General features: G+C 68.4%; 18 protein-coding genes. 4 read left to right on the plus strand and 14 right to left on the minus strand.

Annotated elements, in window-relative coordinates; translation table 11 throughout:
- Nucleotides 1-51: 51 nt before the first annotated feature.
- From ACAH41_RS07725 to ACAH41_RS07735, 3 genes are all read right to left on the minus strand, one after another.
- Nucleotides 52-1,653, minus strand: coding sequence for an ABC transporter substrate-binding protein (locus ACAH41_RS07725; RefSeq protein WP_325649326.1), 1,602 nt, complete (start codon nt 1,651-1,653; stop codon nt 52-54).
- A 212-nt stretch (nt 1,654-1,865) separates the two neighbouring features.
- Nucleotides 1,866-2,468 (minus strand): GNAT family N-acetyltransferase, encoded by a 603-nt coding sequence (locus ACAH41_RS07730; RefSeq protein WP_325649328.1) that lies wholly within the window; start codon nt 2,466-2,468, stop codon nt 1,866-1,868.
- Nucleotides 2,469-2,539: 71 nt separating this feature from the next.
- Nucleotides 2,540-3,394, minus strand: a complete 855-nt coding sequence (locus ACAH41_RS07735; RefSeq protein ID WP_325649330.1) for a class III extradiol ring-cleavage dioxygenase — start codon at nt 3,392-3,394, stop codon at nt 2,540-2,542.
- Nucleotides 3,395-3,491: 97 nt separating this feature from the next.
- Between ACAH41_RS07735 and ACAH41_RS07740 the strand changes: the two genes are divergently transcribed.
- The 3 genes from ACAH41_RS07740 to ACAH41_RS07750 all read left to right on the plus strand — a co-directional run bounded on the left by ACAH41_RS07740 (nt 3,492) and on the right by ACAH41_RS07750 (nt 6,731).
- Nucleotides 3,492-6,065 carry an FtsX-like permease family protein gene (locus tag ACAH41_RS07740; RefSeq protein ID WP_325649333.1) on the plus strand — a complete coding sequence of 858 codons (2,574 nt, stop codon included), beginning with the start codon at nt 3,492-3,494 and terminating at the stop codon, nt 6,063-6,065.
- A 67-nt stretch (nt 6,066-6,132) separates the two neighbouring features.
- Nucleotides 6,133-6,405 (plus strand): YlcI/YnfO family protein, encoded by a 273-nt coding sequence (locus ACAH41_RS07745; RefSeq protein WP_325649335.1) that lies wholly within the window; start codon nt 6,133-6,135, stop codon nt 6,403-6,405.
- Nucleotides 6,402-6,731, plus strand: coding sequence for a type II toxin-antitoxin system RelE/ParE family toxin (locus ACAH41_RS07750; protein WP_325649337.1), 330 nt, complete (start codon nt 6,402-6,404; stop codon nt 6,729-6,731). The genes ACAH41_RS07745 and ACAH41_RS07750 overlap by 4 nt, the downstream gene beginning before the upstream one ends.
- Nucleotides 6,732-6,740: 9 nt before the next feature.
- Here the strand turns inward: ACAH41_RS07750 and ACAH41_RS07755 are convergent, their stop codons facing one another.
- A complete protein-coding gene (locus ACAH41_RS07755; RefSeq protein WP_325649342.1) occupies nt 6,741-7,598 on the minus strand; it encodes an SHOCT domain-containing protein in 858 nt (285 codons plus the stop codon).
- A 225-nt stretch (nt 7,599-7,823) separates the two neighbouring features.
- On the opposite strand from ACAH41_RS07755, the gene ACAH41_RS07760 reads away from it, so the two are divergent.
- The gene (locus tag ACAH41_RS07760) at nt 7,824-8,885 is read left to right on the plus strand and encodes a hypothetical protein (protein ID WP_325649344.1); all 1,062 of its coding nucleotides are present in this window, start codon (nt 7,824-7,826) and stop codon (nt 8,883-8,885) included.
- Nucleotides 8,886-8,914: 29 nt separating this feature from the next.
- On the opposite strand, the gene ACAH41_RS07765 is transcribed toward ACAH41_RS07760, so the two are convergent.
- From ACAH41_RS07765 to ACAH41_RS07810, 10 genes are all read right to left on the minus strand, one after another.
- A complete protein-coding gene (locus tag ACAH41_RS07765; RefSeq protein ID WP_325649346.1) occupies nt 8,915-10,468 on the minus strand; it encodes a methyl-accepting chemotaxis protein in 1,554 nt (517 codons plus the stop codon).
- 281 nt (nt 10,469-10,749) lie between these two features.
- Nucleotides 10,750-11,283, minus strand: coding sequence for a chemotaxis protein CheW (locus ACAH41_RS07770; RefSeq protein ID WP_370538241.1), 534 nt, complete (start codon nt 11,281-11,283; stop codon nt 10,750-10,752).
- Nucleotides 11,284-11,374: 91 nt separating this feature from the next.
- A complete protein-coding gene (locus ACAH41_RS07775) occupies nt 11,375-13,114 on the minus strand; it encodes a methyl-accepting chemotaxis protein (RefSeq protein WP_325649350.1) in 1,740 nt (579 codons plus the stop codon).
- Nucleotides 13,115-13,144: 30 nt separating this feature from the next.
- A complete protein-coding gene (locus ACAH41_RS07780) occupies nt 13,145-13,603 on the minus strand; it encodes a cache domain-containing protein (RefSeq protein WP_325649352.1) in 459 nt (152 codons plus the stop codon).
- A gap of 161 nt (nt 13,604-13,764) precedes the next feature.
- Complete coding sequence (locus tag ACAH41_RS07785) at nt 13,765-15,696, minus strand: Cache 3/Cache 2 fusion domain-containing protein (protein ID WP_325649354.1); 1,932 nt, start codon at nt 15,694-15,696, stop codon at nt 13,765-13,767.
- A gap of 8 nt (nt 15,697-15,704) precedes the next feature.
- A complete protein-coding gene (locus ACAH41_RS07790; RefSeq protein WP_325649356.1) occupies nt 15,705-17,252 on the minus strand; it encodes a methyl-accepting chemotaxis protein in 1,548 nt (515 codons plus the stop codon).
- Nucleotides 17,253-17,410: 158 nt separating this feature from the next.
- A complete protein-coding gene (locus tag ACAH41_RS07795; protein WP_325649358.1) occupies nt 17,411-19,201 on the minus strand; it encodes a methyl-accepting chemotaxis protein in 1,791 nt (596 codons plus the stop codon).
- Between the two features lie 60 nt (nt 19,202-19,261).
- Nucleotides 19,262-21,028 carry a methyl-accepting chemotaxis protein gene (locus ACAH41_RS07800; protein ID WP_325649360.1) on the minus strand — a complete coding sequence of 589 codons (1,767 nt, stop codon included), beginning with the start codon at nt 21,026-21,028 and terminating at the stop codon, nt 19,262-19,264.
- Nucleotides 21,029-21,035: 7 nt separating this feature from the next.
- Complete coding sequence (locus tag ACAH41_RS07805; protein WP_325649362.1) at nt 21,036-23,162, minus strand: chemotaxis protein CheW; 2,127 nt, start codon at nt 23,160-23,162, stop codon at nt 21,036-21,038.
- 65 nt (nt 23,163-23,227) lie between these two features.
- The coding region (locus ACAH41_RS07810) for a response regulator (protein WP_370538242.1) at nt 23,228-23,444 on the minus strand (217 nt) is incomplete at its 5' end.

A 23,444-nucleotide genomic window follows, 5' to 3' on the forward strand; every position in this document is an offset into this window, starting at 1 on the left:
CCCTTCGTTTTCTTGTGAGCTGGGTGCGCCGGCCGGCCAGGCGGGCTCGCGCTACTTCAGCGAGACGCCGTTGAATTCATGTGTGTTGAACGGGCTCTGCTTGTAGCCCGTGACCTGCTTGCGCATCACCTCGTAGACCACCGAGTGGGCGATCTTGAAGTCCGGCGCCTCCTCGTGTTCGATGACCTGCATTTCCTTGTACAGCTTGGTGCGCTCCTTCATGTCCGCGGTGGCGCGGGCCTTCAGCAGCTTCTCGTCGAAGGGCTTGAAGCACCACTTCGAGAGGTTCTGGCCACCCGGGCGGGCGGCGTCGCAGCCGTGCAGGAAGAAGAAGTTGTCGGGGTCGCCGTTGTCGCCGTTCCAGCCCAGCATGCCGGTCTGGTGCTCGCCCTGCTGCAGGCGCTTGCGGTACTCGCCCCATTCGAAGGTGACCAGCTTGGCGTTCACGCCGATCTTGGCCAGGTCGGCCTGCATCATCTCGGCCACGCGCTTGGCGTTCGGGTTGTACGGGCGCTGCACCGGCATGTACCAGAGGTCCAGCTCGATGGGCGTCTTGACGCCGGCCTTGGCCAGCAGGGCCTTGGCCTTGGTCGGGTCGTACGGCCAGTCCTTGACCGCGTCGTTGTAGGCCGGAATGGTCGGCGGGATCAGGTTGACGGCTGGGGCGCCGGCGCCGAGGTAGACGTCCTTCAGGATCGCCGCCTTGTCGATGGCCATCGTCAGCGCCTGGCGGACTTCCTTCTTGTCCAGCGGCGGCTTCTGGGTGTTGAAGGCCCAGTAGGCGATGTTCAGACCGGGCTGGCTGATGACGTTCAGCGTGGCGTCCTTCTGCATCTCCGGCAGGTCGGCAGGGCGCGGGTAAGCGCTCAGGTGGCACTCGCCGGCCTTGATCTTGGAGTAGCGCGCGGTCGGGTCGGTGGTGATGGCGTAGACCAGGTCGTCGACTTCCGCCTTCTCGCCGAAGTAGGCCTTGTTGGCCTTGTAGCGGATCACCGCGTCCTTCTGGTAAGTGACGAAGGAGAACGGGCCGGTGCCGACGGGGATCTGGTCGAACTGTTCCTTCTTGTTGGCCTTGGCCAGGAAGTCGGCGTATTGGGCCGAGTAGATCGCGGCGAAATCCATCGCCAGGTTGGCCAGCATGGTCACGTTGGCCGTCTTCAGCGTCATCTTGACGGTGTAGTCGTCCAGCTTTTCCAGCGCGACCAGGTCGTCCTTCAGGCCCATGTCGGCGAAGTAGTCGTACTTGCCGCCGGAGACTTTCGCGTAGGGGTGGTCCGCTTTCCACTGGCGCTCGAAGCTCCAGAGCACGTCGTCGGCATTGAAGTCGCGCGTGGGGGTGAAGCCGTTCACGCCGCTGTGGAACTTCACGCCCTTGCGCAGCTTGAAGGTGAAGACCTTGCCGTCGGCCGACACGGTCCAGCTCTCGGCCAGGCCGGGCTCGACGTTGGTGGTGCCGCGGGCGAAGTGCGTCAGGCGGTCATAGACAGGACGGGCCGCGTCGAAGCTGGTGCCGGTGGTGTTCAGTGCCGGCGTGAAGTTCTCGGGCGAACCTTCGGAGCAATACACCAGGGTCTTTGCGCTGGCGGCGCTGCCGCAGGCGGCGAGCAAGGCCAGGGCGAGGGTGGACAGCAGCTGAGGGGCAGGTGCACGCATGCAGGGGTCTCCGGGGGACGGGGTCACCGTCGCGAGAGTTGATCGGGTCGTCGGATGGACGGGGCGGCGTCAAGGCAGCGGATGGTACGGCCGGCAGCCTGACGCGCGGATTCTGGCTTGCTCGGGATTTTCCTCTAGCTTTGCGCTCGCTCACCGACACCTTGGTCGACCTGTCCAGGCGAGCAAGTTTCAGGCCGGCGTTCAGCCAGCGTTCATTCAGCGTCCGGCGGCCAGTCGCCGGGCCGCTGGAAAGCCGGGTTGCGCAGCGCGTGCACGAAGTGGTCGCGCCAGGCGCCGTCGATGAACAGGTAGTCTCGCGACAGCCCTTCCACCTCGAAGCCCAGCCGGGCCAGCACCGACAGGCTGTGGAGGTTTTCCGGCCGCACCGCCGCCTGCACCCGGTGCAGGTTGACTCGCGGCGAGAACATCTCGGCCAGTCCGGCCTGCAGCGCTTCGTGCATCAGGCCGCTGCCCTGGTGGGCCTCGTCGAGCGCATAACCCAGCATGCAGCTGTGGAAAGCGCCGCGGGCGACCTGGTTGAAATGCACGCTGCCGATCACCCGGGTCGGTGCCTCGCGCGGCAGCAGCCAGTAGCGAAAGCCCTGGCCAGCCGAAAACGCATTCAGCCCTTCCTGGATGCGCGCCGCCTGCGCCTCGGCCGTGAAAAAGGCCTCCGGCGTCGGTGGATCCCAGCGCGAGAAGTGCGCCCGGTTGCGCCGGTAAAGCTCGGCCACGGCCTCGGCCAAGGCGGGGTCACCGGCGCTCAGCAGCAGGCGCGGCGTGGTCAGGACGGGTTTGGCAGCAGACAGCAACATGGCCGCCCAATCTATCCCAGATCGGGCGGCCGCCGCGAGACGCGGGCAGGGGCGTCTTCCCTGGCGTGTCTTCAGGCGGTGGCGCTGGTTGCCTCCAGCGCCTGCGCCAGCCGCGGCGCTTCCGGACCGAAAGCGTAGACGTCCATGCCCATGTGGCCGTAGGTCACGCTGTCGTGCAGCCGCAGCCCGGCGGGCGCGTCGCCCGCGGCACCGGCGGCCACGAACCAGGGCAGCAGGTGCTCGTCGGTCGGGTGCATGAAAGCCGCATGCGGGGCCTGGCGGCGGTAGTCGGTCAGCGCGGCCCAGTCGGCGGCCTGGGCTTGCTGCTGGAACCAGCCGCGGAAGGCGACGCTTTCCTCGCGTTCGGGCGCATCCAGCGTGCGGGCGCCGCCGCCAAACAGCCGCAGGTTGTGCGTGATCGCGCCGCTGCCCATCACCAGCACGCCCTCGGCCGCCAGCGGTTGCAGCGCGTGGCCGAGTTTCAGCAGTTGTGCCGGCGTCCAGTTGGGCGGCCAGGCCAGCGGCAGGATGGGCACGTCGCCGTCCGGATACATCGAGCGCAGCGGCGTCCAGATGCCGTGGTCCAGCCCGCCTTCGTCGACGAGGTGCACCGGCAGGCCGGCGTCCTTCAGCAGCGCTTGCACCCGCTGGGCCAGCGCCGGGGCGCCGGCAGCCGGGTAGCGCAGGTCGAACAGCGCCTGCGGGAAACCGCCGAAGTCGTGCACGGCTTCGTGCCGGGGCGCAGCCATCAGCACCGGCTCACGCGTCAGCGAGTGGGCAGAGACGGCCAGGATGGCCTTGGGCCTGCCGAAGGCGGCGTCGATGGCCGGGCCGAGCCGGGCCCAGAAGGCGCCAGCGGCGCCCGGTTCCAGCGCCGTCATCGGTGAGCCGTGGGAAATGTAGAGGCTGGGCAGGGTGTGCGACATGATGACCCCATTGCAGCAGTCCGCACGCCCCTGGTCGTTCGATTGGCTTGCACGCTGCGTTCATTCCTGCCGCGAACGATCGTGTACCGTCGCGGCCATGCCCGACACGTCACCCGTCTCGCCCGCCGCTCCGGCCGCGGTTTCCCCGTCGATCTGGCGCCTGGCCGCCCGGCAGATGCTGCGCGACTTCGCCGCCGGCGAGCTGCGGCTGGTGCTGGTGGCGGTGGTGCTGGCGGTCGCGGCGCTCAGCGCCGTGGGCTTTTTTGCCGACCGGCTGCAGGCCGGCCTGAAGCGGGACGCGGCCCAGCTGCTGGGCGGTGACCTGGTGATCAACAGCGATCACCCGCTGCCGCCGGAATACGTGCAGCAGGCGCAGAAGCAGGGCCTGGTGGCGGCCCACACGGCACAGTTCCCCAGCATGGCCCGCGCGCCGGACAGCCTGGGCGGCGCCAGCCGGCTGGTTGCCGTCAAGGCCGTGAGCCAGGGTTATCCGCTGCGCGGCGCCTTGAGCCTGCAGCAGACCGCCAACAGTCCCGCACAGCCTGGCCCGGGCATGCCGGCCGCCGGCCAGGTGTTCGTGGACCCGGCGCTGGCCGAGGCGCTGGCGCTGAAGGTGGGCGACCCGCTGCTGCTGGGCGACGCGCAGCTGCGCATTGCCGCGCTGATCGCGCTGGAGCCTGATCGTGGCACCGGTTTCCTCAGCTTTGCGCCACGCGTGATGCTCAACGAGGCGGACCTGCCGGCCACCGGGCTGGTGCAGCCGGCCAGCCGCATCACCTACCGCACGCTGCTGGTGGCGCCGCTGGGCAAGGAGAAGCTGCTGGCGCCCTACACCGAGTGGGCGCAGCAGGCGCTGAAGGACCAGGGCCAGCGTGGCACGCGGCTCGAATCCCTCAACTCCGGCCGGCCCGAAATGCGGCAGACGCTGGACCGGGCCGACAAGTTCCTGAACCTGGTTGCGCTGCTGGCGGCCTTGCTGGCCGCCGTGGCGGTGGCGATTGCCGCACGCGACTTCGCCCAGCGCCACCTGGACGACTGCGCAATGCTGCGCGTGCTCGGCCTGTCGCAGCGGCAGATCGCCGGCATCTATGCGCTGGAGTTCGGCGCACTGGCGGTCATGGCCAGCCTGCTGGGCGTGCTGGCAGGCCTGGCGCTGCATGGCTTGTTCGTCAACCTGCTGGGCAGCCTGGTGCCGGCCTCGCTGCCGCCACCGGGCTGGGCGCCGGCCGCCTTTGGCATGGGCGTGGGCATCACGTTGATGCTGGGCTTTGGCCTGCCGCCGGTGCTGCAGCTGGCGCGCGTGCCGCCGCTGCGCGTCATTCGCCGCGAGCTGGGCAGCATCAAACCGCTGTCGTTGGGCGTGCTGCTGGCGGCGGGTGGCGCGTTTGCCGCGCTGCTGATGGGCGTGGCGCGGGACCTCACGCTGGGCCTGATCGCGGTCGGCGGCTTTGCCGCGGCGGTTGGCGTGTTTGCGCTGCTGGCCTGGCTGTCGGTGCTGGCGCTGCGGCGGCTGGTGCCCGAGAGCCGCGCGCCGCGCTGGCTGGTGCTGGCCACGCGGCAGGTCGCGGCACGGCCGGCCTTTGCGGTGCTGCAGGTCTCGTCGCTGGCCGTGGGCCTGATGGCGCTGGCGCTGCTGGTGCTGCTGCGCACCGACCTGATCAGCAGCTGGCGCCAGTCCACGCCGCCGGACGCGCCAAACCGCTTTGTCATCAACATCGTGCCCGAGCAGGCCGATGCCTTCCGCCAGCAGTTGGTGAAAGAAGGCGTGACCGGTGGCGACTGGTACCCGATGGTGCGCGGCCGGCTGACGACGATCAACGGCGAGCCGATTGCCCAGCGCCTGGCGCAGCGCGAGGACGCGCGCCGCTCGGTCGAGCGCGAGCTCAACCTCAGCTACTCGCTGCAGATGCCGGCGCACAACCAGCTCGCTGGCGGCCAATGGACCGCTGGCGAGGCCGACGGCCTCAGCGTCGAAGAAGGCCTGGCCAAGAACCTGGGCCTGAAGCTGGGCGACGTGCTGCATTTCGACATTGGCGGCCAGCCACGCGAAGGCAAGGTCACCAGCCTGCGCAAGGTCGACTGGACTTCGATGCGCGCCAACTTCTTCGTGATGTTCCCGGTGGCCGACATGCCGGACCTGCCCACCACCTTCATCTCCGCCTTCCGCGCCCCGGCCACGCCCGGTTTCGACAACCGCCTGACCCACGGATTCCCGAACATCACCGCCATCGACATCTCGGCCACGCTGGCCCAGCTGCAGCAGGTGCTGGACCAGGTGATCCAGGCGGTCGAATACCTGTTCGTCTTCACCGTCGCCGCCGGCCTGGCCGTGCTGTTCGCCGCACTCAGCGCCACCCGCGAGCAACGCGCGCGCGAGTACGCGGTGATGCGCGCCTGCGGTGCCAGCGGCCGCCTGCTGGCCCAGGTGCAGCGGGCTGAACTGCTGGGCGTGGGCGCGCTGGCGGGGGTGCTGGCCTCGCTCGGCGCGATGGCCGTCGGCTGGGCCCTGGCCCGCTTCGCCTTCGACTTCACCTGGACCGCCGCGCCCTGGGTGCCCCTGGTCGGCGGCGCCGTGGGCGCCTTGCTGGCGCTGGCGGCGGGCTGGTGGGGGTTGAGGGAGTTGCTGCGGCGGCCGGTGATGGAGACGTTGAGAAGGGCGGGGTTGCTGTGATGGTCGAAGCTCACGTTGTGCGTGTCTGCCTTTTGACGCTGCAACGCGAATGCAACACAATATCCAGATGAAGACCTCCATCCTTCCCCAAGTTCGCGTCGAGCCAAAGCTCCGCGCTGACCTTGAGTCCGTACTCCGAGAGGGTGAGACGCTCTCGGAATTTGTCGAGGCATCGGTCCGCAAGGCGGTCGATTTCCGGCGTGTGCAGGATGATTTTTACGCTCGCGGCGAGGCGTCCTGGCAGGACTACCAACGCACGGGAGAGGCGCACCCCGTCGATGACGTACTGGCCGAATTGAGGGCCATGACCGAAGCCAGACGCAAGCAGCTTGGCCTGTGAGCTACTTGGTTGAATTGAGTGCGTCCGCCAGGTTGGACTTGATCCGCCTCCACGAACACCTTCTCAGTCGCGCTGAAACTCACGAGGACATCGAGGCGGCTCAGCACGCGATCACCGCCATCGGAGAAGCTGTTTCGGCCCAGCTGAAAACCAATCCGTTCATTTGCCGCAAGGCGACAGCAGGCGGCCGCCGGCGTGAACTGGTCATCCCGTTCGGCCGCACCGGCTATGTCGCCCTCTTCGAAGTCATCCCGACGGGGGAGGAGGCGCAGGCCAAGGTGCTCGTGTTGGCCGTCCGCCATCAACGAGAAGAGGACTATCACTGAGCGATCGGGCTACAGCCGCGCCAGCAAGTCCGCGTTTTTCGCGCTGAACTCCTCGGCCGTCAGCACACCGGCGGCGTGCAACTCGGCGAGCTTTTGCAGGGTCGCAAGGATGTCGGTGGGCGACGAGCTTGAATTGCCGAATGAGGCCGGCGCAGCGTTGGCGGGCGGCGGTGCCATGTTGCCCGCGTCGTAAGCCGCCTGCGTTTGCGGTGGCGCCATGCCGTTGATCGACACCACGGGCAGGCTGTTCAGCGGCACCGTGCCGTACTGGCTGCTGCAGGTCATGGTGCCGTCCGCGGCTTGCTGCTGCGAGAAGCCGCCGATCTGGTGGTCCAGCGTGTCGTAGATGGTGACGGTGCCGCCGACGTCCACCGCCAGGCGCCTGGCCTGGGCGAAGTAGGCATAACGCGCGCCGTTCTGGCTGCCGGTGCTGTTCGGGAAACGCAGGCTGGGGCCCCACCAATCGGGTGGCGGGGGCGCGAACAGGTTGCCAGTCGATGCATCGCCGTTGTCCGGCGATTCGCCGGACGGACCCCAGCCCACCGCGGGCGTCGGCGCGCCCTGGGTCTGCGACTGGAAGCTGCCGGCCTGTATCAGGCCGGGCTGGTTGGCGACCACGTTGGACAGTTCGCTGCAGAGGTTGTCGACCCTGCCCTTGAGGTGGTTGTTGAACATGTCCGACACCATGGTCATGCCGCCACGCATCCACTGGCCGGAGCCGGCGAACTCGCCGTGGTTGAACTGCGCCATGCCGCCGTTGCCGCGCACCACGGCGTCCAGCATGTGCATCACCGCGTCCTGGCTGAAGCCGTGTCGCTGGGCGATGTCTTGAATGGCCTGCTGGCCGGCGGGGGAAAGGTGTCGCATCGCGCGGAGCCTCGAATTGGCACGCCTGGTGGCGCAAGAAAGAAAACGGCAAACCGGCCGGGAGGGGCCGCTGGGCGCCAATGGTAGAGGCCCTCGTGGCAAACGGTAACGTCAGCGAGACGGGCGCTGTGCCATGTGCATGCACATCAAGCAGGGGAGAGACAGCGCGCCCGGTCTTGGTGACCATGGGCTTTCTTCAATTTTCTCCAAGCAAGGAACCATGTGATGCACCTTTCACCTGCTTTTGCCTCGCGGGTGGCTGCTGTTCGGCTGCTGCTGGGCGCATCGACTGTCTGTCTCGCCGCGCTCGCCAACCCTGCCCTGGCCGCCGCGTCCTACACCTTCACGATCCTGCCCACGCTGGGCGGCGACTTCGAGCGGGCCACCGCCATGGCCCAGAACGGCTGGGTGGCCGGCGCTTCGGGCAATCCGTCCGGCTTTTCCAATGCCACGGTGTGGCAGCAGAAGCTGGCGGTGGACTTCGGGCCGGACGAGTTGCGCAACAGCGGCGCCAACGGCCTCAACGAGACCGGCGATGTCGTCGGCTATGGCGAATACAACGCGCAAACCGCCGGCATCTGGTGGCACGGCAGCGCCGACAACTACACGGTACTGCCGCCGCTGCCCACCGGCCGCATCTCGTATGCCGCCGACGTCAATGCGGGTGGCGAGGTGGTCGGCTATGCGGAGTACACGCCAGGCCGTTCGCACGCCACCTTGTGGCGCAACGGCAGCCCGCTGGACCTGGGTACGCTGGGCGGCGAGGAAAGTGCGGCGACCGCCATCAACGATGCCGGCGTGGTGGCTGGCTGGGCCATCACCGCCGATGGCTTCCAGCATGCTGCGCGCTGGACCGACGGTGTGCTCGCCGACATGGGCACGCTGCCCGGTGGCCATTTCAGCGAGGCGGTCGCGCTCAACGAGAGCGGACAGATGGCCGGCATCTCCGATCATGACGGCGGCAAGGTGCACGCGGCCTTGTGGAGCGGTGGCACGGTGACCGATCTCGGTACCCTCGGCGGCGGCATCAGCCAGGCCAAGGCGCTCAACAACCTGGGCACGGTGGTCGGCTGGGCCTACACCGCCTCCGAGCGCTACCCGCATGCCGCCATCTGGACCGCGGGCCAGATCGCCGACCTGAACCAGTTGGTGGAACCGGCCGTGCTGGCGCTGGGCTGGCGGTTGCGCCAGGCCATGGCGGTCAACGATGCGGGCTTGATCGCCGGTGAGTCCTACAACGTCTTCACCGGGCTGACCAAGGTGTTCCTGCTCACGCCCAAGCCCTGAAGCCCGGGCCCGTCAGGCGTTCACCACCATCAAGCGTTCGCCGGCAGGCGGAAGCGGCCGACGAGCTGGGTCAGCTGTTCGGCCTGTTGCTTCATGCTTTCAGCCGCCGCGGCGGACTCCTCCACCAGCGCAGCGTTCTGCTGCGTCATCTGGTCCAGGTGCGTGACGGCGCCATTGACCTGGCTGATGCCCTGGCTCTGCTCGGCGGTGGCGGTGGTGATCTCGCCAATGATGTGGCTCACGCGTTGCACCGAGGTGACGATCTCGGTCATTGTGCGGCCGGCGTCGCTGACCAGTCGGGCGCCACCGTCGACCTTCTCGACCGAGCTGCCGATCAGGCTCTTGATCTCGCGTGCAGCGCCGGCCGAGCGCTGGGCCAGGTTGCGCACCTCACCGGCCACCACCGCAAAGCCGCGGCCTTGTTCGCCGGCGCGGGCGGCTTCCACGGCCGCGTTCAGCGCCAGGATGTTGGTCTGGAAGGCGATGCCGTCGATCACGCCGATGATGTCGGCGATCTTCTTCGAGCTGGCGCTGATGGCGCTCATGGTGGCCACCACCTCGCCGACCACAGTGCCGCCGCGCGCGGCCACTTCGGCGGCGGTGGCGGCCAGCTGGTTGGCCTGCTGGGCCGACGCGGCGGACTGGCGCACGGTGACCGTCAGCTGTTCCATCGAGGCGGCGGTTTCCTGCAGGCTGGAGGCGGTCTGCTCGGTGCGGGCGCTCAGGTCGTGGTTGCCGGTGGCGATCTCGCTGCTCGCGGTGCCAATGCTGTCGGTGGTCGTGCGCACCTGGCTGACCAGATCACGCAGGTTGTCGGTCATGGTGCCCAGCGCGCGCATCAGGAAGGCGACCTCGTCGCGGCCATCGGCCTGCACCTGCACCCGCAGGTCACCACCGGCAACCTGGCCGGCGACGTCTGCGGCGCGGGCCAGCGGGCGGGTGATGGAAACGGTGAGCAGCCAGGCGAAGCAGGCGCCCAGGCCCAGGGCCACCAGGCCCAGCAGGCCCATCAGCCACTGGCTTTGCGTGGCCAGCGCGTCGCTCTCGGCGGCCAGCGTGTCGATGTGCTGGTGCTGATGGTCGATCAGCGCCTGCATCTTCTCCATGTAGACCTTGGCAGCGGGGCGGAACTCGTTGGCCAGCAGCTGCTCGGCCAGTTCGGAATTGCCCTCGCGCTTGGCCGCGCCAACCTTGTCGCGTGCCGCGATGTACTTCTTGCGCTCGGCGTACACGCCTTCCAGCAGGCTGCTTTCCTCGGCCGTCTTCGGCATGGCCTCCAGCAGCTTGGCGATCTCGGTGCCACGCGCGGTGGTGATCTTCACTTCCGGCGCGAACTGCGCTTCCAGCGTCGTGTCGGCGCTCTTGGCAATCGCGGTGTAGCGCATCACGCCGACGGCGATGTTGCGGTACCACTCCTCGAACATGCGCTCCTTGGCCAACGGCGTTTCCATCGTCGCGCGCATCGAGGCTTCCAGCGCCTGCAGGCGCCAGATGCCGGTCAGCGCCATCGCCGCGATCAGGCTCAGCACGATGGCGAATCCCCCACCCAGCCGGGCCCCCAGCTTCCATCGGTTCAAGGACATGGCGAAACAAAGCCTTTCTAAATTCGAGTTCAGATGGGGTATCGGCAAGGCGTCGAGGCGCCTTGAGGCGAGTCGTTCGCCCAAACCGAAAGGCCGTCGCAAGCGACGGCCTTTTTTTTTGAATCAGCACCGCGGAAGGTTCGGCGTTTCGCCGAACCGGGTGGCCCGTCCCCGCGGCCGGCGCCGAGCCGCCTCAAGGCGGCCGCGCAACCCGCCCGGCGGGTGGTTCGGCGTTTCGCCGAGCCGGGTGCCCCATTTCCCGCCGAACCGGGTGCCCCGTTTCAAGAGTTGTCGTCGATCAGGCCCATGTCGGACGAGCTCATCAGTTGCGTGATGTCCATCAGGATCAACATGCGTTCGCCAACGTTGGCGATGCCGGTGATGAAGGACATGTTGACATTGGCGTTCATCGACGGGGCTTCCTTGACCGCGTCGCTGGAGAGTTCCAGCACGTCGGAGACGGAGTCGACCACGGCGCCGACGACGCGGCCCTTGATGTTCAGCACGATCACGACGGTGAAGTCGTTGAACTCGGCCTGTTCGCAGTTCAGCTTCACGCGCAGGTCGATGATCGGCACGATCACGCCGCGCAGGTTGACCACGCCCTTCAGGAAGGCCGGTGCGTTGGCGATGCGGGTCGGCTGCTCGTAGGAGCGGATTTCCTGCACGCGCAGGATGTCGATGCCGTATTCCTCGCCGCCGAGGCGGAAGCTCAGGTATTCGCCGTGCGTGACGGCGGCAGCGCCCTTGGCGGCCTTGCCCGCCCGCGCGGCCTCGTGCCGGGCCACTTGCTTGGCTTCGGTGATCATGTCCATGGTGTTGGGTCCTTTGCGTGGGATGGGCGGGCCTTTCCGGGGCACCGCATGACGTTGATATCGGCCGTTTCCCGGCGATGTGAAGGGGCTTCTAGAAACTCGTCCAGTCGGTGTCGCCACCGGCGGATGTGGGGGCCGGCGCGACAGCGCGCGGCGCGGCCAACTGCGTCGGCTTGCGGCTGGTCGTCACCGTGGCCTTGGCCGGGGCGGGGCTGGCGGCGGCCTTGGGCACGGGGGTGGCGGGCGGCGGTGCGGTGTTGCTTTGGCCGCCCGTGCTGCCCGTGTTGCCGGCGGTGCCCAGCTGGAAGGTCGACACCACCTGCGCCAAGCGCAAGGCCTGTTGCTTCATGGTGTCGGACGCGGCGGCACTTTCCTCGACCAGCGCGGCGTTCTGCTGCGTCATCTGGTCCAGCTCGGCGACGGCGCCATTGATCTGGCCAATGCCGTCGCGCTGCTCGACGGTGCTGGCGGTGATCTCGGCAATGATGTTGGAGACGCGGCGCGAGGATTCGACGATCTCGTTCATCGTCGTGCCGGCGTCCTGCACCAGGCGCGAGCCGTTTTCGACCCGGTCGACCGAGGCGCCGATCAGCGCCTTGATCTCGCGTGCGGCTTCGGCCGAGCGGCCGGCCAGGCTGCGCACTTCGCCAGCCACCACCGCGAAACCGCGGCCCTGCTCGCCGGCACGGGCGGCTTCGACGGCGGCATTCAGCGCCAGGATGTTGGTCTGGAAGGCGATGCCATCGATCACGCCGATGATGTCGCCGATCTTGCGCGACGCGGCCTGGATCTGGTCCATCGTCGTCACCACCTCGGCGACCGCCGCGCCACCGCGCTGGGCCACCTCGGCGGCCGAGCTGGCGAGCTGGTTGGCTTGCGCTGCAGCTTCGGCGCTCTGGCCGACCGAGCCTGTGAGTTGCAGCATCGACGAAGCCGTCTGCTGCAGCCGGCCGGCCGTCTGCTCGGTGCGGTTGGACAGGTCCTGGTTGCCGGTGGCGATCTCGCTGCTGGTCGTGGCGATGCTGCTGGCCGCATGGCGCACCGTCTGCAGCGAGTCGTGCAGGCGCTGCACCATGCGCGTCAGGCTGCGCTGCAGCTGGCCGATCTCGTCGCTGCGCTGGTTGTCGCCGGCTTGCTGGGACAGGTCGCCATCGGCCACCGCCTCGGCCAGCGCCGAGGCTTCGCGCAGCGCCTGGATCACCCGGCGCAGCAGCGCCGCGCAGACCAGCACCGCCACTGCCGTCAGCAGCAGGCTCAGCAGGCCCAGGCCCAGCGAATTGCGCTGGCCGCGCGAGGCAGAGGCCTCCTGCACATGCTGGCCGGCGGCCTCGATGCTGTCGATCAGCCTGGACATGGCCTGGCTGGCCGCCTTGAAGCTGGCGTCTGCGCCCTGCATCGCGGCCACGCCGGTGTTCGGGTCGACCTGGGCCAGGTCGATCGCCTGGTCGGCCTGCTTGGCATAGGCGGCGAGGTCCTTGGCGACCTGCTGCGCGTTGTCGCGCAGGGCCTGGTCGTCGTCATGCAGGCCGCTGATGTCCTGGGCCACGCGGGAAATGTCCTGCACCTGCTTGGGCAGGTCGGCCCGGACCGCCTTGACCGCGGGTTCGTCCAGCGAGGCGATCAGCGTCAGCGTGCGGTACACGCCGCTGTGCATCTGGCCCATCTGCTCCTGCACGCTGGTGATGGTGCGCAGCTGGTCCAGTGCGGCGGTGAAGACCTCGGCATTGCTGCCGGCCTCGCGCTGCATCAGCGCGCCGTTGATCGCACCACCGGTCAGCGCGACCAGCGCCGTGACGATGGGCGGCAGCAGCAGTTTGGTTCCGAGTTTCATGAAGGCCTCCGGCGCAGCGCGGGTCGCGGCTTATTTGTAGATGCCGCCGCAGACGACGGTCTCGTCCAGCCGCTCGCAGTACATCGCCTTCGGTTCGATCTTCTTGGTCTCGGGGTTGGTGAACTTGTAGTCCTGCCAGAAGCTGGCCTTGGCCTTGGCCAGCTCCACGCGCTCCTTGACGAAGGCCTTGCCGTCCACGTCCTTCAGCTCGATCAGGTTCTTGCCCACCATCTTGTCGTTGGCGCCGTGGGCCAGCACCGTGCCGTCCAGGCCGTAGACGACCAGGTACAGGTCCTCGTGGCGGAACGGGCCGGCCTTGCTGGTGATCTCGGCATAACCCTTGTCCTTGCCGTTGGCCTTCACGAAAGCCACGCCTTTCTTGACCATCGCGGTCGCATCTGCCTCGGTGGCGCCGCCAGCGGCGGCATGGGCGGCTGCGGCGCACAGGGCGGCGGCGGTGGTGATCAGGGCGGCGGTGAAATGGCGCATGGGTGTCTCCTTGGGCTGTAGAAATCCGGGGCCGCGCGAGGCGGCCGGCCGGTGGCTTGGCCCTGGCACGGGCCGGTGTTTTTCACGGGGCAATCAACTTGTCTTCGAGGGATATCGGCAACTGCCGCGAAGACCTGATGGTGAGAAGGCGGGGGCCGCGGCTAGCGCAGCCGGAAATTTGCCACCGCGCCGCTCAGCGCCCGGGCCTGCTGCTGCAGGCTGTCAGCCGAGGCCGCGCTTTCTTCGACCAGCGCGGCGTTCTGCTGGGTCATCTGGTCCAGCTGGCCGACGGCGAGGTGGATCTGGCCAATGCCGTCGCTCTGCTCGGCAGCGCTGGTGCTGATGTCGCGCACGATGTCGCCGACCCGGCGCACCGAGCGCACGATCTCGTCCATCGTCGCGCCCGCGTCGCGCACCTGGCGGCTGCCGCTGTCGACCTGCTCGACCGAGGCCTGGATCAGGCGCTTGATCTCGCGCGCCGCTTCGGCCGAACGGCCGGCCAGGCTGCGCACTTCGCTCGCAACGACCGCGAAGCCGCGGCCCTGCTCGCCAGCGCGGGCGGCTTCCACCGCGGCGTTCAGCGCGAGGATGTTGGTCTGGAAGGCAATGCCGTCGATCACGCCGATGATGTCGGCAATCTTCTGGCTCGCGTGGTTGATCTGGTCCATCGTGGCGACGACCTGGCCCACCGCTGCGCCGCCGCGCTGCGCGACCTCGCTGGCCGAGCCGGCCAGCGTGTTGGCCTGCTGGGCCGAATCTGCGCTGTGGCGCACGGTGCCGTTCATCTGCGTCATCGCGCTGGCGGTTTGCTGCAGGTTGCTGGCGGTCTGTTCGGTGCGCGCGCTGAGGTCGGCGTTGCCGGCGGCCACTTCGGCTGAGGCACGCCTGATCGCGTCGGCGCTCTCATGCACCGTCAGCAGCGCCTGGCTGAAGCGCTGGCGCATGTGCTCCAGGTCCAGTGCCAGGGCGCCGACCTCGTCGTGGCGGCCGCTGCGCATTGGTTCGCGCAGGTCGCCATCGGCCAGCCGGTGCACGCCAACGGCCAGTTCGGCCAGCGGCGTCCCCACGCGGCGGCGCAACAGCTGATGCAGCCCCAGGCCCAGCAGCAGCCCGCTGCCCAGCACCAGGCCGGCCAGCCAGCGCATGGCGGCCCAGTGCTCACGCAGCGCTTCGCGCTGCGACCATTCGGCCACCAGCAGCCAGCCGGTGCTGGCCACGCTGCGCACCACGGCGCGCTGGCTGTCGTCGGCCGGGTTGCCGCGCAGCAGTGCGCCAGCCGGCAGCGAAACCGGGGTGTCGGTGGCGGTGAGCAGCAGGTCGCCCCGCGGTGCCACGTCCAGCAGCTTCTTGCCGCCTGCGCTGGTGTGGGCCAGCAGCAGCGCGTCCTTGGCTTCCTTTTTCGGGTCGATCAGCACCAGGCCGCCGGTGTCGAACAGCCGGCCTTCGTTGACCACCTTGACGATGGAGGCCTGGATGGCGCTCAGGTCGAAGCCGACGAACAGGATGGCGATGATCTTCCCGCTGCTGTCCTTGACCGGCTCGTAGCGCGTCATGTAAGGCTTGCCGAACAACACCGCGCGGCCCACGAAGGGCTCGCCGGCATTGACCGGCTTCCAGGCCGGGCTGGCCGGGTCCAGCAGCGTGCCGACCGCGCGCTCGCCGTTTTCCTTCTTCAGCGAGGTGCTGATGCGGCGAAAGCCGTCGCCGTCGCGCATGAAGATGGTGGCCACGCCGCCAGTCAGCGTGTGGAACCGGTCGACCTCGGCGAATTCGTTGTTCAGCGGCTGGCCGTCGTGCAACAGCTGGCCGTCGGCCAGGCTCAGCGTGCCCGGCAGCAGCGAGCGGAAGCCGGCGTGCGCCTGCTGGGCCGACTCACGGGCCGCGGCGTCGAAGGCGTCGATCATGTGGGCAACGGCTTCGGTGCGCTGCAGCGCCTGCTGCGTCACCTGCAGTTGTTCGGCCTGCGTGGCCTTCCAGCCCAGCAGGCTGCCAACGGCCAGCAGCATCAGCAGGCTGGCGCCGGCACCGAGCAAGGCCACGTCACGGGCGATCGAGCCCGAAGGGCGCGCGGAAGAGGGGTGCGAGGTTTGCATTCGGAGCCTCAGCCGAGTCGGAAGGTGGCGACAACGTCGGCCAGTTGGCGGGCTTGCTGCTTCAGGCTCTCGGCCGCGGCAGCGCTTTCTTCGACCAGCGCGGCGTTCTGCTGCGTCATCTGGTCGAGCTGGTTGACGGCGGTGCCGACCTCGCCGATGCCACGGCTCTGGTCACCGGCGGCGCCGCTGATCTCGTTGATGATGCTGCTGACGCGCTGCACCGAGGCGACGATCTCGCCCATCGTGCTGCCGGCGTCCTGCACCTGGCGTGCGCCGTTCTCGACCCGGTCCACCGAAGCGCCGATCAGCGCCTTGATCTCCTTGGCGGCATTCGCGCTGCGCTGCGCCAGGCTGCGCACTTCGGTGGCCACGACCGCGAAGCCGCGGCCCTGCTCACCGGCCCGCGCGGCTTCGACCGCGGCGTTCAGCGCCAGGATGTTGGTCTGGAAGGCGATGCCGTCGATCACGCCGGTGATGTCGGCGATCTTGCGGCTGGACTGGTTGATCTGCGCCATGGTCTGCACCACCTGCTCGACCATCTCGCCGCCGCGTTGCGCCACCGCCGAGGCCGAGGTGGCCAGCTGGCTGGCTTGCAGCGCCGCGTCGGCGCTGTGGTGCACGGTGCCGGTCAGCGTCTCCATCGAGGCAGCGGTTTCCTGCAGGTTGCTGGCAGCCTGCTCGGTGCGCTGGCTCAGGTCCAGGTTGCCGGTGGCAACCTCGTCGCTGGCGATGCGGATGCTGTGGGCACTGTCGCGCACCTGGCCGACGATGCCGCGCAGCGAATGCTGCATGTCGCCCAGTGCGCGCATGAAATTGGCCACTTCGTCGCGGCCTTCGTCGGCGATGTCGGCCGACAGGTCGCCCCTGGCAATGTCGCCGGCCAGGTGGGCGGCGCGGCGCAGCGGGCCGGTGATGGAGCGCACCATGGTGAGCATCAGTGCCGCCAAGCCGCCCAGCACCACCAGCATCACGCCAATGCGCATGCTGGACTGCGCGGCTTCGGAGCTGCGGTCGGCTTCGCGGGTGCTGGCGATCTGCTCGTGGGTCTGCGCGACCCACTTGTTGAACACGTCGCGGGCCTGGTCCAGGTCGGCCTGGGCCTGGCCCGCGTAGGCATAGGCGGCGGTGGCGTCCATCTTGGCGTCCACCACCTGCTGCAGGATGTCTTCCAGCGGCTTGACGTGGGCCTCGAAACCGTCCACGCCAGGCTTGAGGGCGGCAGCGCGCTCGGGGTCGGCCATCACGGCCTTGAGCTGCTCTCGCGTGGCGGCAACGGTCTTCTTCCACTGGGCGTGGTAGTCGCCGGCCTCGTTGGCATTGTTGCCATTGAGCATCACCGACTGCTCGAGGCGCTGCACGCGTTCGAGCGCAGCCAGGATGGCGCTGGTGTCGCGCGAGGTCGCGGCCTGTGTGTCCAGCATGTCGCCCACGTGCTGCTGCAGCGCGCGGAAGCTGATGGCGGACCAGCCGCCCATTGCGAGGATCAGGATACAGAGGGTGAGGGTGCTGCCCAGCAACCGCTGTCGGATGGTGAAGCGGCGGAGAAAGTGGTTCATGACGATGGCGCGGAGGGGTTGGAGCGGGCTTGGGACAGCCCGTACGGCAAAGCTCGCGTCTCCGGTATCCGTTGTCGCCTCGCGCCGCAAGCGGCGCGGGCGTGACCCGGTCTTTGCCGGGCTCTGGCGTCAGAAAGTGTTGGACCGCTGACCGAGGGTCAGAAAGTTTCCCAGTCGCTTTCGTTGATGGCGGCGGTGGTCGCCGCGGTGGCGGCCGGGGCTCGTGGCGCCGGGGCGGCTGCAGGCTTGGCGCCGGCCTTGGCCACTGCGGAAACCGGAGCGAGTGCGGCGGGCTTGCCGACCTTGGCCGGCGACACCGCCGGCTTGGCCACGGCGGCAGAGGCCACGTTGGCGCCAGTCGCCTTCGGTGCCGGGGCGGCCGCCGGGGCGGAGGCATCGACGCGGAAGCGCGCCACCACGCTGTTGAGCCGGCTGGCCTGGTCCTTCAGGCTTTCGGCGGCTGCGGCGCTTTCCTCGACCAGCGCGGCGTTCTGCTGCGTCATCTGGTCCAGCTGCACCACGGCCGAGTTGACCTGGTTGATGCCCTTGCTCTGCTCGGAGGCAGCGGTGCTGATCTCGCGCACGATGGCGGTGACGCGCTGCACCGAGCTGACGATGTCGCTCATGGTGCTGCCGGCGTCCTGCACCAGCCGGGCGCCGGTGTCGACCTTCTCGACCGAGGCATTGATCAGGCGCTTGATCTCGCGCGCGGCTTCGGCCGAACGGCCGGCCAGGCTGCGCACTTCGCCAGCCACGACCGCGAAGCCGCGGCCTTGCTCACCTGCACGGGCGGCTTCCACAGCGGCATTCAGCGCCAGGATGTTGGTCTGGAAGGCGATGCCGTCGATGACGCTGATGATGTCGGCGATCTTGCGGCTGGCGCTGTTGATCTCGTCCATGGTGTGCACCACCTGGGCCACGACCTCGCCGCCGCGTTCGGCAACGCTGGAGGCCGAGCCGGCCAGCTCGCTGGCGTGGTTGGCCGAGTCGGCGCTCTGGCGCACGGTACCGGTCAGCTCTTCCATCGCGCTGGCGGTTTCTTCCAGGCTGCTCGCAGCCTGCTCGGTGCGGGCGCTGAGGTCGGTGTTGCCGGAGGCCACTTCGCTGGCCGCCACATGGATGCTGCCCGAGGTGCTGCGCACTTCGCCGACCAGGCCGGCCAGCGACTGCTGCATGTGCTGCAGCGAGCGCAGCAGCTCGCCGGCCTCGTCCTTGCCGGTGGCGTCGATGCGGTGCGTCAAGTCACCTTCGGCGATCGCATTGGCGATCTCGGTGGCATGCATCATCGGCTTGATGATGGAAGCCGAGTTCAGCAGCGTGGCCGGCACGACGACGACGACCACCACCGCCAGCACGCCGATGAACATCATCAGCGTCATGCGCATCTTCTCGTTGAATTCGCGCTGGGTGGACTCGGCCTCGTCGTCGATGATCTGCTCGATCTTCTCGAACTTGGCCTCGGCCGACTTGATTGCTTCCTTGGCGCGGCCCAGCATCTTGTCGGCGGTGCGGGCGTTGTCGAACGCGCCGGCCTCGATCTGCGTGATCACGCGGCTGGTGCTCTCGGTGTAGGTCGCCACGTCCTTCAGCGCTTCGCGCGCCACCGGGTTGTCTTCGTCCTCCTCGCCTTCGAGCAGCGCATTGATGGCCTTGTTCAACGAGGCCACGCCCTCGCGCCACTTGGCGGCATGGGCCTGCACCGCAGCCGTGTTCTCGTAGTCGATGACCATGCTCTTTTCGTAGAGCCGCACGGCGCCCAGGTGCTCGCGGATCGCCGCGACATCCTTGATCTCCAGAATGGAGGTGGTCATGAACGAGGCGTTCAACTCGGCCATCTGGCTGCCGCCGATCAGGCCGGTGGCGCCCACCAGCGCAAACAAGGCCAGCACGATGCCGATCGCGCCTTGCATGCGCAATCGAATCTTGAAGTTCCGCATCCAGGTCATCATGGTTTCATCTCTCTCTGTCGGGGAGGATTCAAAGTTCGGGGGAGAAGGGGCGCGGCCCCTTCAAAACTGGGCCCAGTCGCCGTCGCCGCCTGCGGGCACCGGCGCCCGCGAGGCGGCCGTTGCCGGCGCTGGCGCCGGGGCATGCGCCGCGCCGGCGGCCGGGCGGGCCGGGGCCTTGACGCCGGCCTTGCTGGGCGCGGCCCGCTTGGGCACAAGCGAGCGAGTCGATGCGTTGACGCTGGCCGGGGCGGGCTTGACGGCGGTCGAAACCGCAGCCGGAGCTGCCTGGCCCAGGCGGAAGTGGCCGACCAGGCCGGCCAGGCGCTGGGCCTGGTCCTTCAGGCTCTCGGCGGCAGCGGCGCTTTCTTCGACCAGCGCGGCGTTCTGTTGCGTCATCTGGTCGAGTTGGCTCACGGCGCCACTGATCTGACCCAGGCCTTCGCTCTGTTCGGAGGCGGCCGAAGAGATCTCGCCAATGATGTCGGTGACGCGCTGTACGCTGCCGACGATGTCCTGCATCGAGGCACCGGCGGTGGCCACCAGGCGCGAGCCGGACTCGACCCGCTCGACGCTGGCGCTGATCAAGCCCTTGATTTCCCGTGCGGCGGCGGCGCTGCGCTGGGCCAGGCTGCGCACTTCGCCGGCCACCACGGCAAAGCCGCGGCCCTGTTCGCCAGCCCGCGCGGCTTCGACCGCGGCGTTCAGCGCCAGGATGTTGGTCTGGAAGGCGATTCCATCGATCACGCCGATGATGTCGGCGATCTTGCGGCTGGTTTCGCTGATCTGCTGCATGTTGTGCACGACCTCGCCGACCACCTCGCCGCCGCGCTGCGCGGTCTCGGAGGCCGTGGCCACCAGCTGGTTCGCCGTGCGGGCGGCATCGGCGGTGTGGCGCACCGTGCCGGTCAACTGGTCCATCGACGAGGCGGCTTCCTGCAGGCTGGAGGCCGTGTCTTCGGTGCGGCTGCTCAGGTCCTGGCTGCCCAGGGCCACTTCGCTGCTGGCGATCGAGATGCTGTCGGTCGACGAGCGGATGTTGCCCACCACGTCGCGCAGCGAGTTGCGCATGCCCAGGATGGCCGCCTGGAGCCGGCCGATCTCGTCGCGTCGCCCCACTGCCACTTCGGCTGAAAGGTCGCCGCCGGACATGGCTTCGGCGCTGACGATCACCTGGCGCAGCGGCACGGTGATGGAGCGGCTCAGCAGCCAGGCGATGGCGCTGCCCAGTGCCAGCGCCACGACGGTCATCGTGAAGATCACCAGGCGGGTGCTCGAACCCAGGTCGCGGCTCGCCATCACTTCGGTGTTGGCGTTGTTGACCAGCAGGTTGACCAGCTCGTCCATGCTGCGCAGGTACTGGCCGGCCGCCGGCACCAAGGTGCTGTCGACCTCCGCCTGGGCCGCTGCATCGCCTGCCTTCAGCTTGCTGAAGATCTGGTTGCGGACGTCCACATAGGCCGTCCGCGTCTTGCCGATCGCTTCGAACGCGACGCGTTCATCCGCGGCCAGGTCCGAATCCCCGAGGGCCTTCTGCAGCTTGCTGATTTCCTCGCTGGTGGCCTTGATCTGCGGCTCCAGGTAGGCCTGCATTTCGGCAGCGTTGCCGGTCTTGGCCAGCGCCACGGCGCGGGTCATGTTGAGCGCGCTGTTGCCCCGCCACTGCTGGGCCAGTTGCGCCTGGCGGCCATTGGTCTCCACCGAGTCCATGGACGCCAGGAGGCCGTTGAGCCGGGTCGCCGACAAGGCCGAGGCCGCCACCGAAAGGATCAGGATGGAGCCGAATCCTGCAGCCAGCCGCATGCCCACGGAGAGTCGTTGGAAGGGCATGGCGGTCTCAGTGCCGCGAGCGGCGCACCAGCGAGCCGATGTCCAGGATCAGTGCCACGCGGCCATCGCCCATGATGGTGGCGCCCGAGACGTCGTTGACCTTGCGGTAGTTGGCTTCGAGGTTCTTCACCACGACTTGCTGCTGGCCCAGCAGCTCGTCGACCAGCAGGGCCACGCGGCCACCTTCGGCTTCCACCACGACCATGATGTTCGAGACGTTCTCGAAGTCGAAGCGCGGCACCTCGAAGACCTTCTCCAGGTCGATCACCGGCATGAACTCGTCACGTACTTCCACCACGCGGCCCGAGCCGCCGATGGTCTTGATCATGCCCGGCTCGATCTGGAACGATTCGACCACCGAGGACAGCGGCAGGATGTAGCACTCCTCGCCGACGCCGATGCTCATGCCGTCCATGATGGCCAGGGTCAGCGGCAGCCGGACCTTGACGCTCATGCCGTAGCCTTCGGCCGAGTCGATCTCGACCGTGCCACCCAGCGAGGTGATGTTCTTCTTGACCACGTCCATGCCGACACCGCGGCCGGAGACGTCGGTCACCTGGTCGGCGGTCGAGAAGCCCGGCGCGAAGATCAGGCCGTAGACCTCCTGGTCGGTCATCGAATCGGGGGCGTCGATGCCGCGCTCGCGGGCCTTGCTCAGCAGCTTGGCACGGTTCAGGCCGCGGCCGTCGTCGCGCACTTCGATCACGATGGAGCCGCCCTGGTGGGAAGCGACCAGGGTCACGGTGCCGTTCTCCGGCTTGCCCTTGGCGGCGCGGTCGGCCGGCGACTCGATGCCGTGGTCGCAGCTGTTGCGCACCAGGTGGGTCAGCGGGTCGGTGATCTTCTCGACCAGGCCCTTGTCCAGCTCGGTGGCTTCACCTTGCGTGACCAGGTCGACCTTCTTGTCGAGCTTGGCCGCCAGGTCGCGCAGCATGCGCGGGAAGCGGTTGAACACGACCGACATCGGAATCATGCGGATCGACATCACCGCTTCCTGCAGGTCGCGGGTGTTGCGCTCCAGGTCGGCCAGGCCGGACAGCAGCTGCTGGTTGATCTGCTGGTCCACGGCGCGGCTGTTCTGGGCCAGCATGGCCTGGGTGATGACGAGCTCGCCCACCAGGTTGATCAGCTGGTCGACCTTCTCGATCGAGACACGCAGCGTGCTGGACTCGGGGCCGGCGGCTGCCTTGGCCTCGGCGCGGGCGGTCGGGCGCTGGGCCACCGGCGTGGCGGCGACCGGCACATCGGCACTGGCTTGCGGTGCGGGCGCGGCGGCGGCGTCGGCCTGCGGCGCGCCGGGGGCGTCGTCGAAGAAGCCGTAGCCCAGCTCGGCGGTGCTTTCGTTGCCCGCTTCCGGGGCACCAGGCGCACCGGCGTGGAACCCGAAGCCGTCGCCCAGTGGCGAGATCCTGAGTTGTTCACGTGCCACGTGGAAGGTGAACAGGTCCAGCAGGTCGCCGTCGGCCGACGTCGTCAGGATCTTGAAGCGGCGCATGCCGTCGGCCGAGCGGCCGGCGTCCAGCGGTTCGATCGTGCCGAGGTTGGTGATTTCCTTGAACAGGTCGGCAATGCTGTCGGCCTCTTCGGGGTGTTCCAGCGGGCCCACCGTCAGCTCCAGCATGCGCACACCGCTGACCAGCGGCGCGGCTGCCGGGGCGGCAGCCTGCGCAGCCGCAGCAGCCGGGGTGGCGGCAGCTGCCGGCGCAAACGCGCCGCGGCCTTCGGCCAGCGCGCGGATGTGGGCCACCAGCTCGGAGGTGTCCAGCGCCGCGGCGCCGGAGCCTTGGTGGCGGGCCAGCAGGCTCTTCAGCGCGTCGCCTGCGGACAGCAGCACGTCGACCATCTGCGAGGTCGGCTGCAGCTCGTGGCGGCGCAGCTTGTCCAGCAGGGTCTCCATCTGGTGGGTCAGTTCGGCCACGTCGGAAAAACCGAAGGTGGCAGCGCCGCCCTTGACCGAGTGCGCGCAACGGAAGATGGCATTCATCTCCTCGTCGTCGGCTGCGGTGATGTCCAGCTCGAGCAGCTTCTGCTCCATCGCTTCCAGGTTCTCACCGGCTTCTTCGAAGAAGACTTGGTAGAACTGGCTCAGATCGATGCCGTCGTTGGTGCCGTTGTCGTGCGAGGTCTCGCCCATTTTTGCAAGCTCCTGATCTTGATACTTCTGCTGCTCCGGTCAGACCGGAACGTGGACCGGTGAGGTCAGCGAATGACCTTGCCGATCACCTCGATCAGCTTGGCGGGGTCGAAAGGCTTGACCAGCCAGCCGGTGGCACCGGCGGCGCGGCCGGCCTGCTTCATCTGGTCGCTGGACTCGGTGGTCAGGATCAGGATGGGCGTGGCCTTGAACTTGGGGTTCTCGCGCAGCTTCTTGGTCAGGCTGATGCCGTCCATGCGGGGCATGTTCTGGTCGGTCAGC

The organism is Ideonella sp., assembly GCF_041287625.1.
Taxonomy (GTDB): Bacteria; Pseudomonadota; Gammaproteobacteria; order Burkholderiales; family Burkholderiaceae_C; genus Ideonella.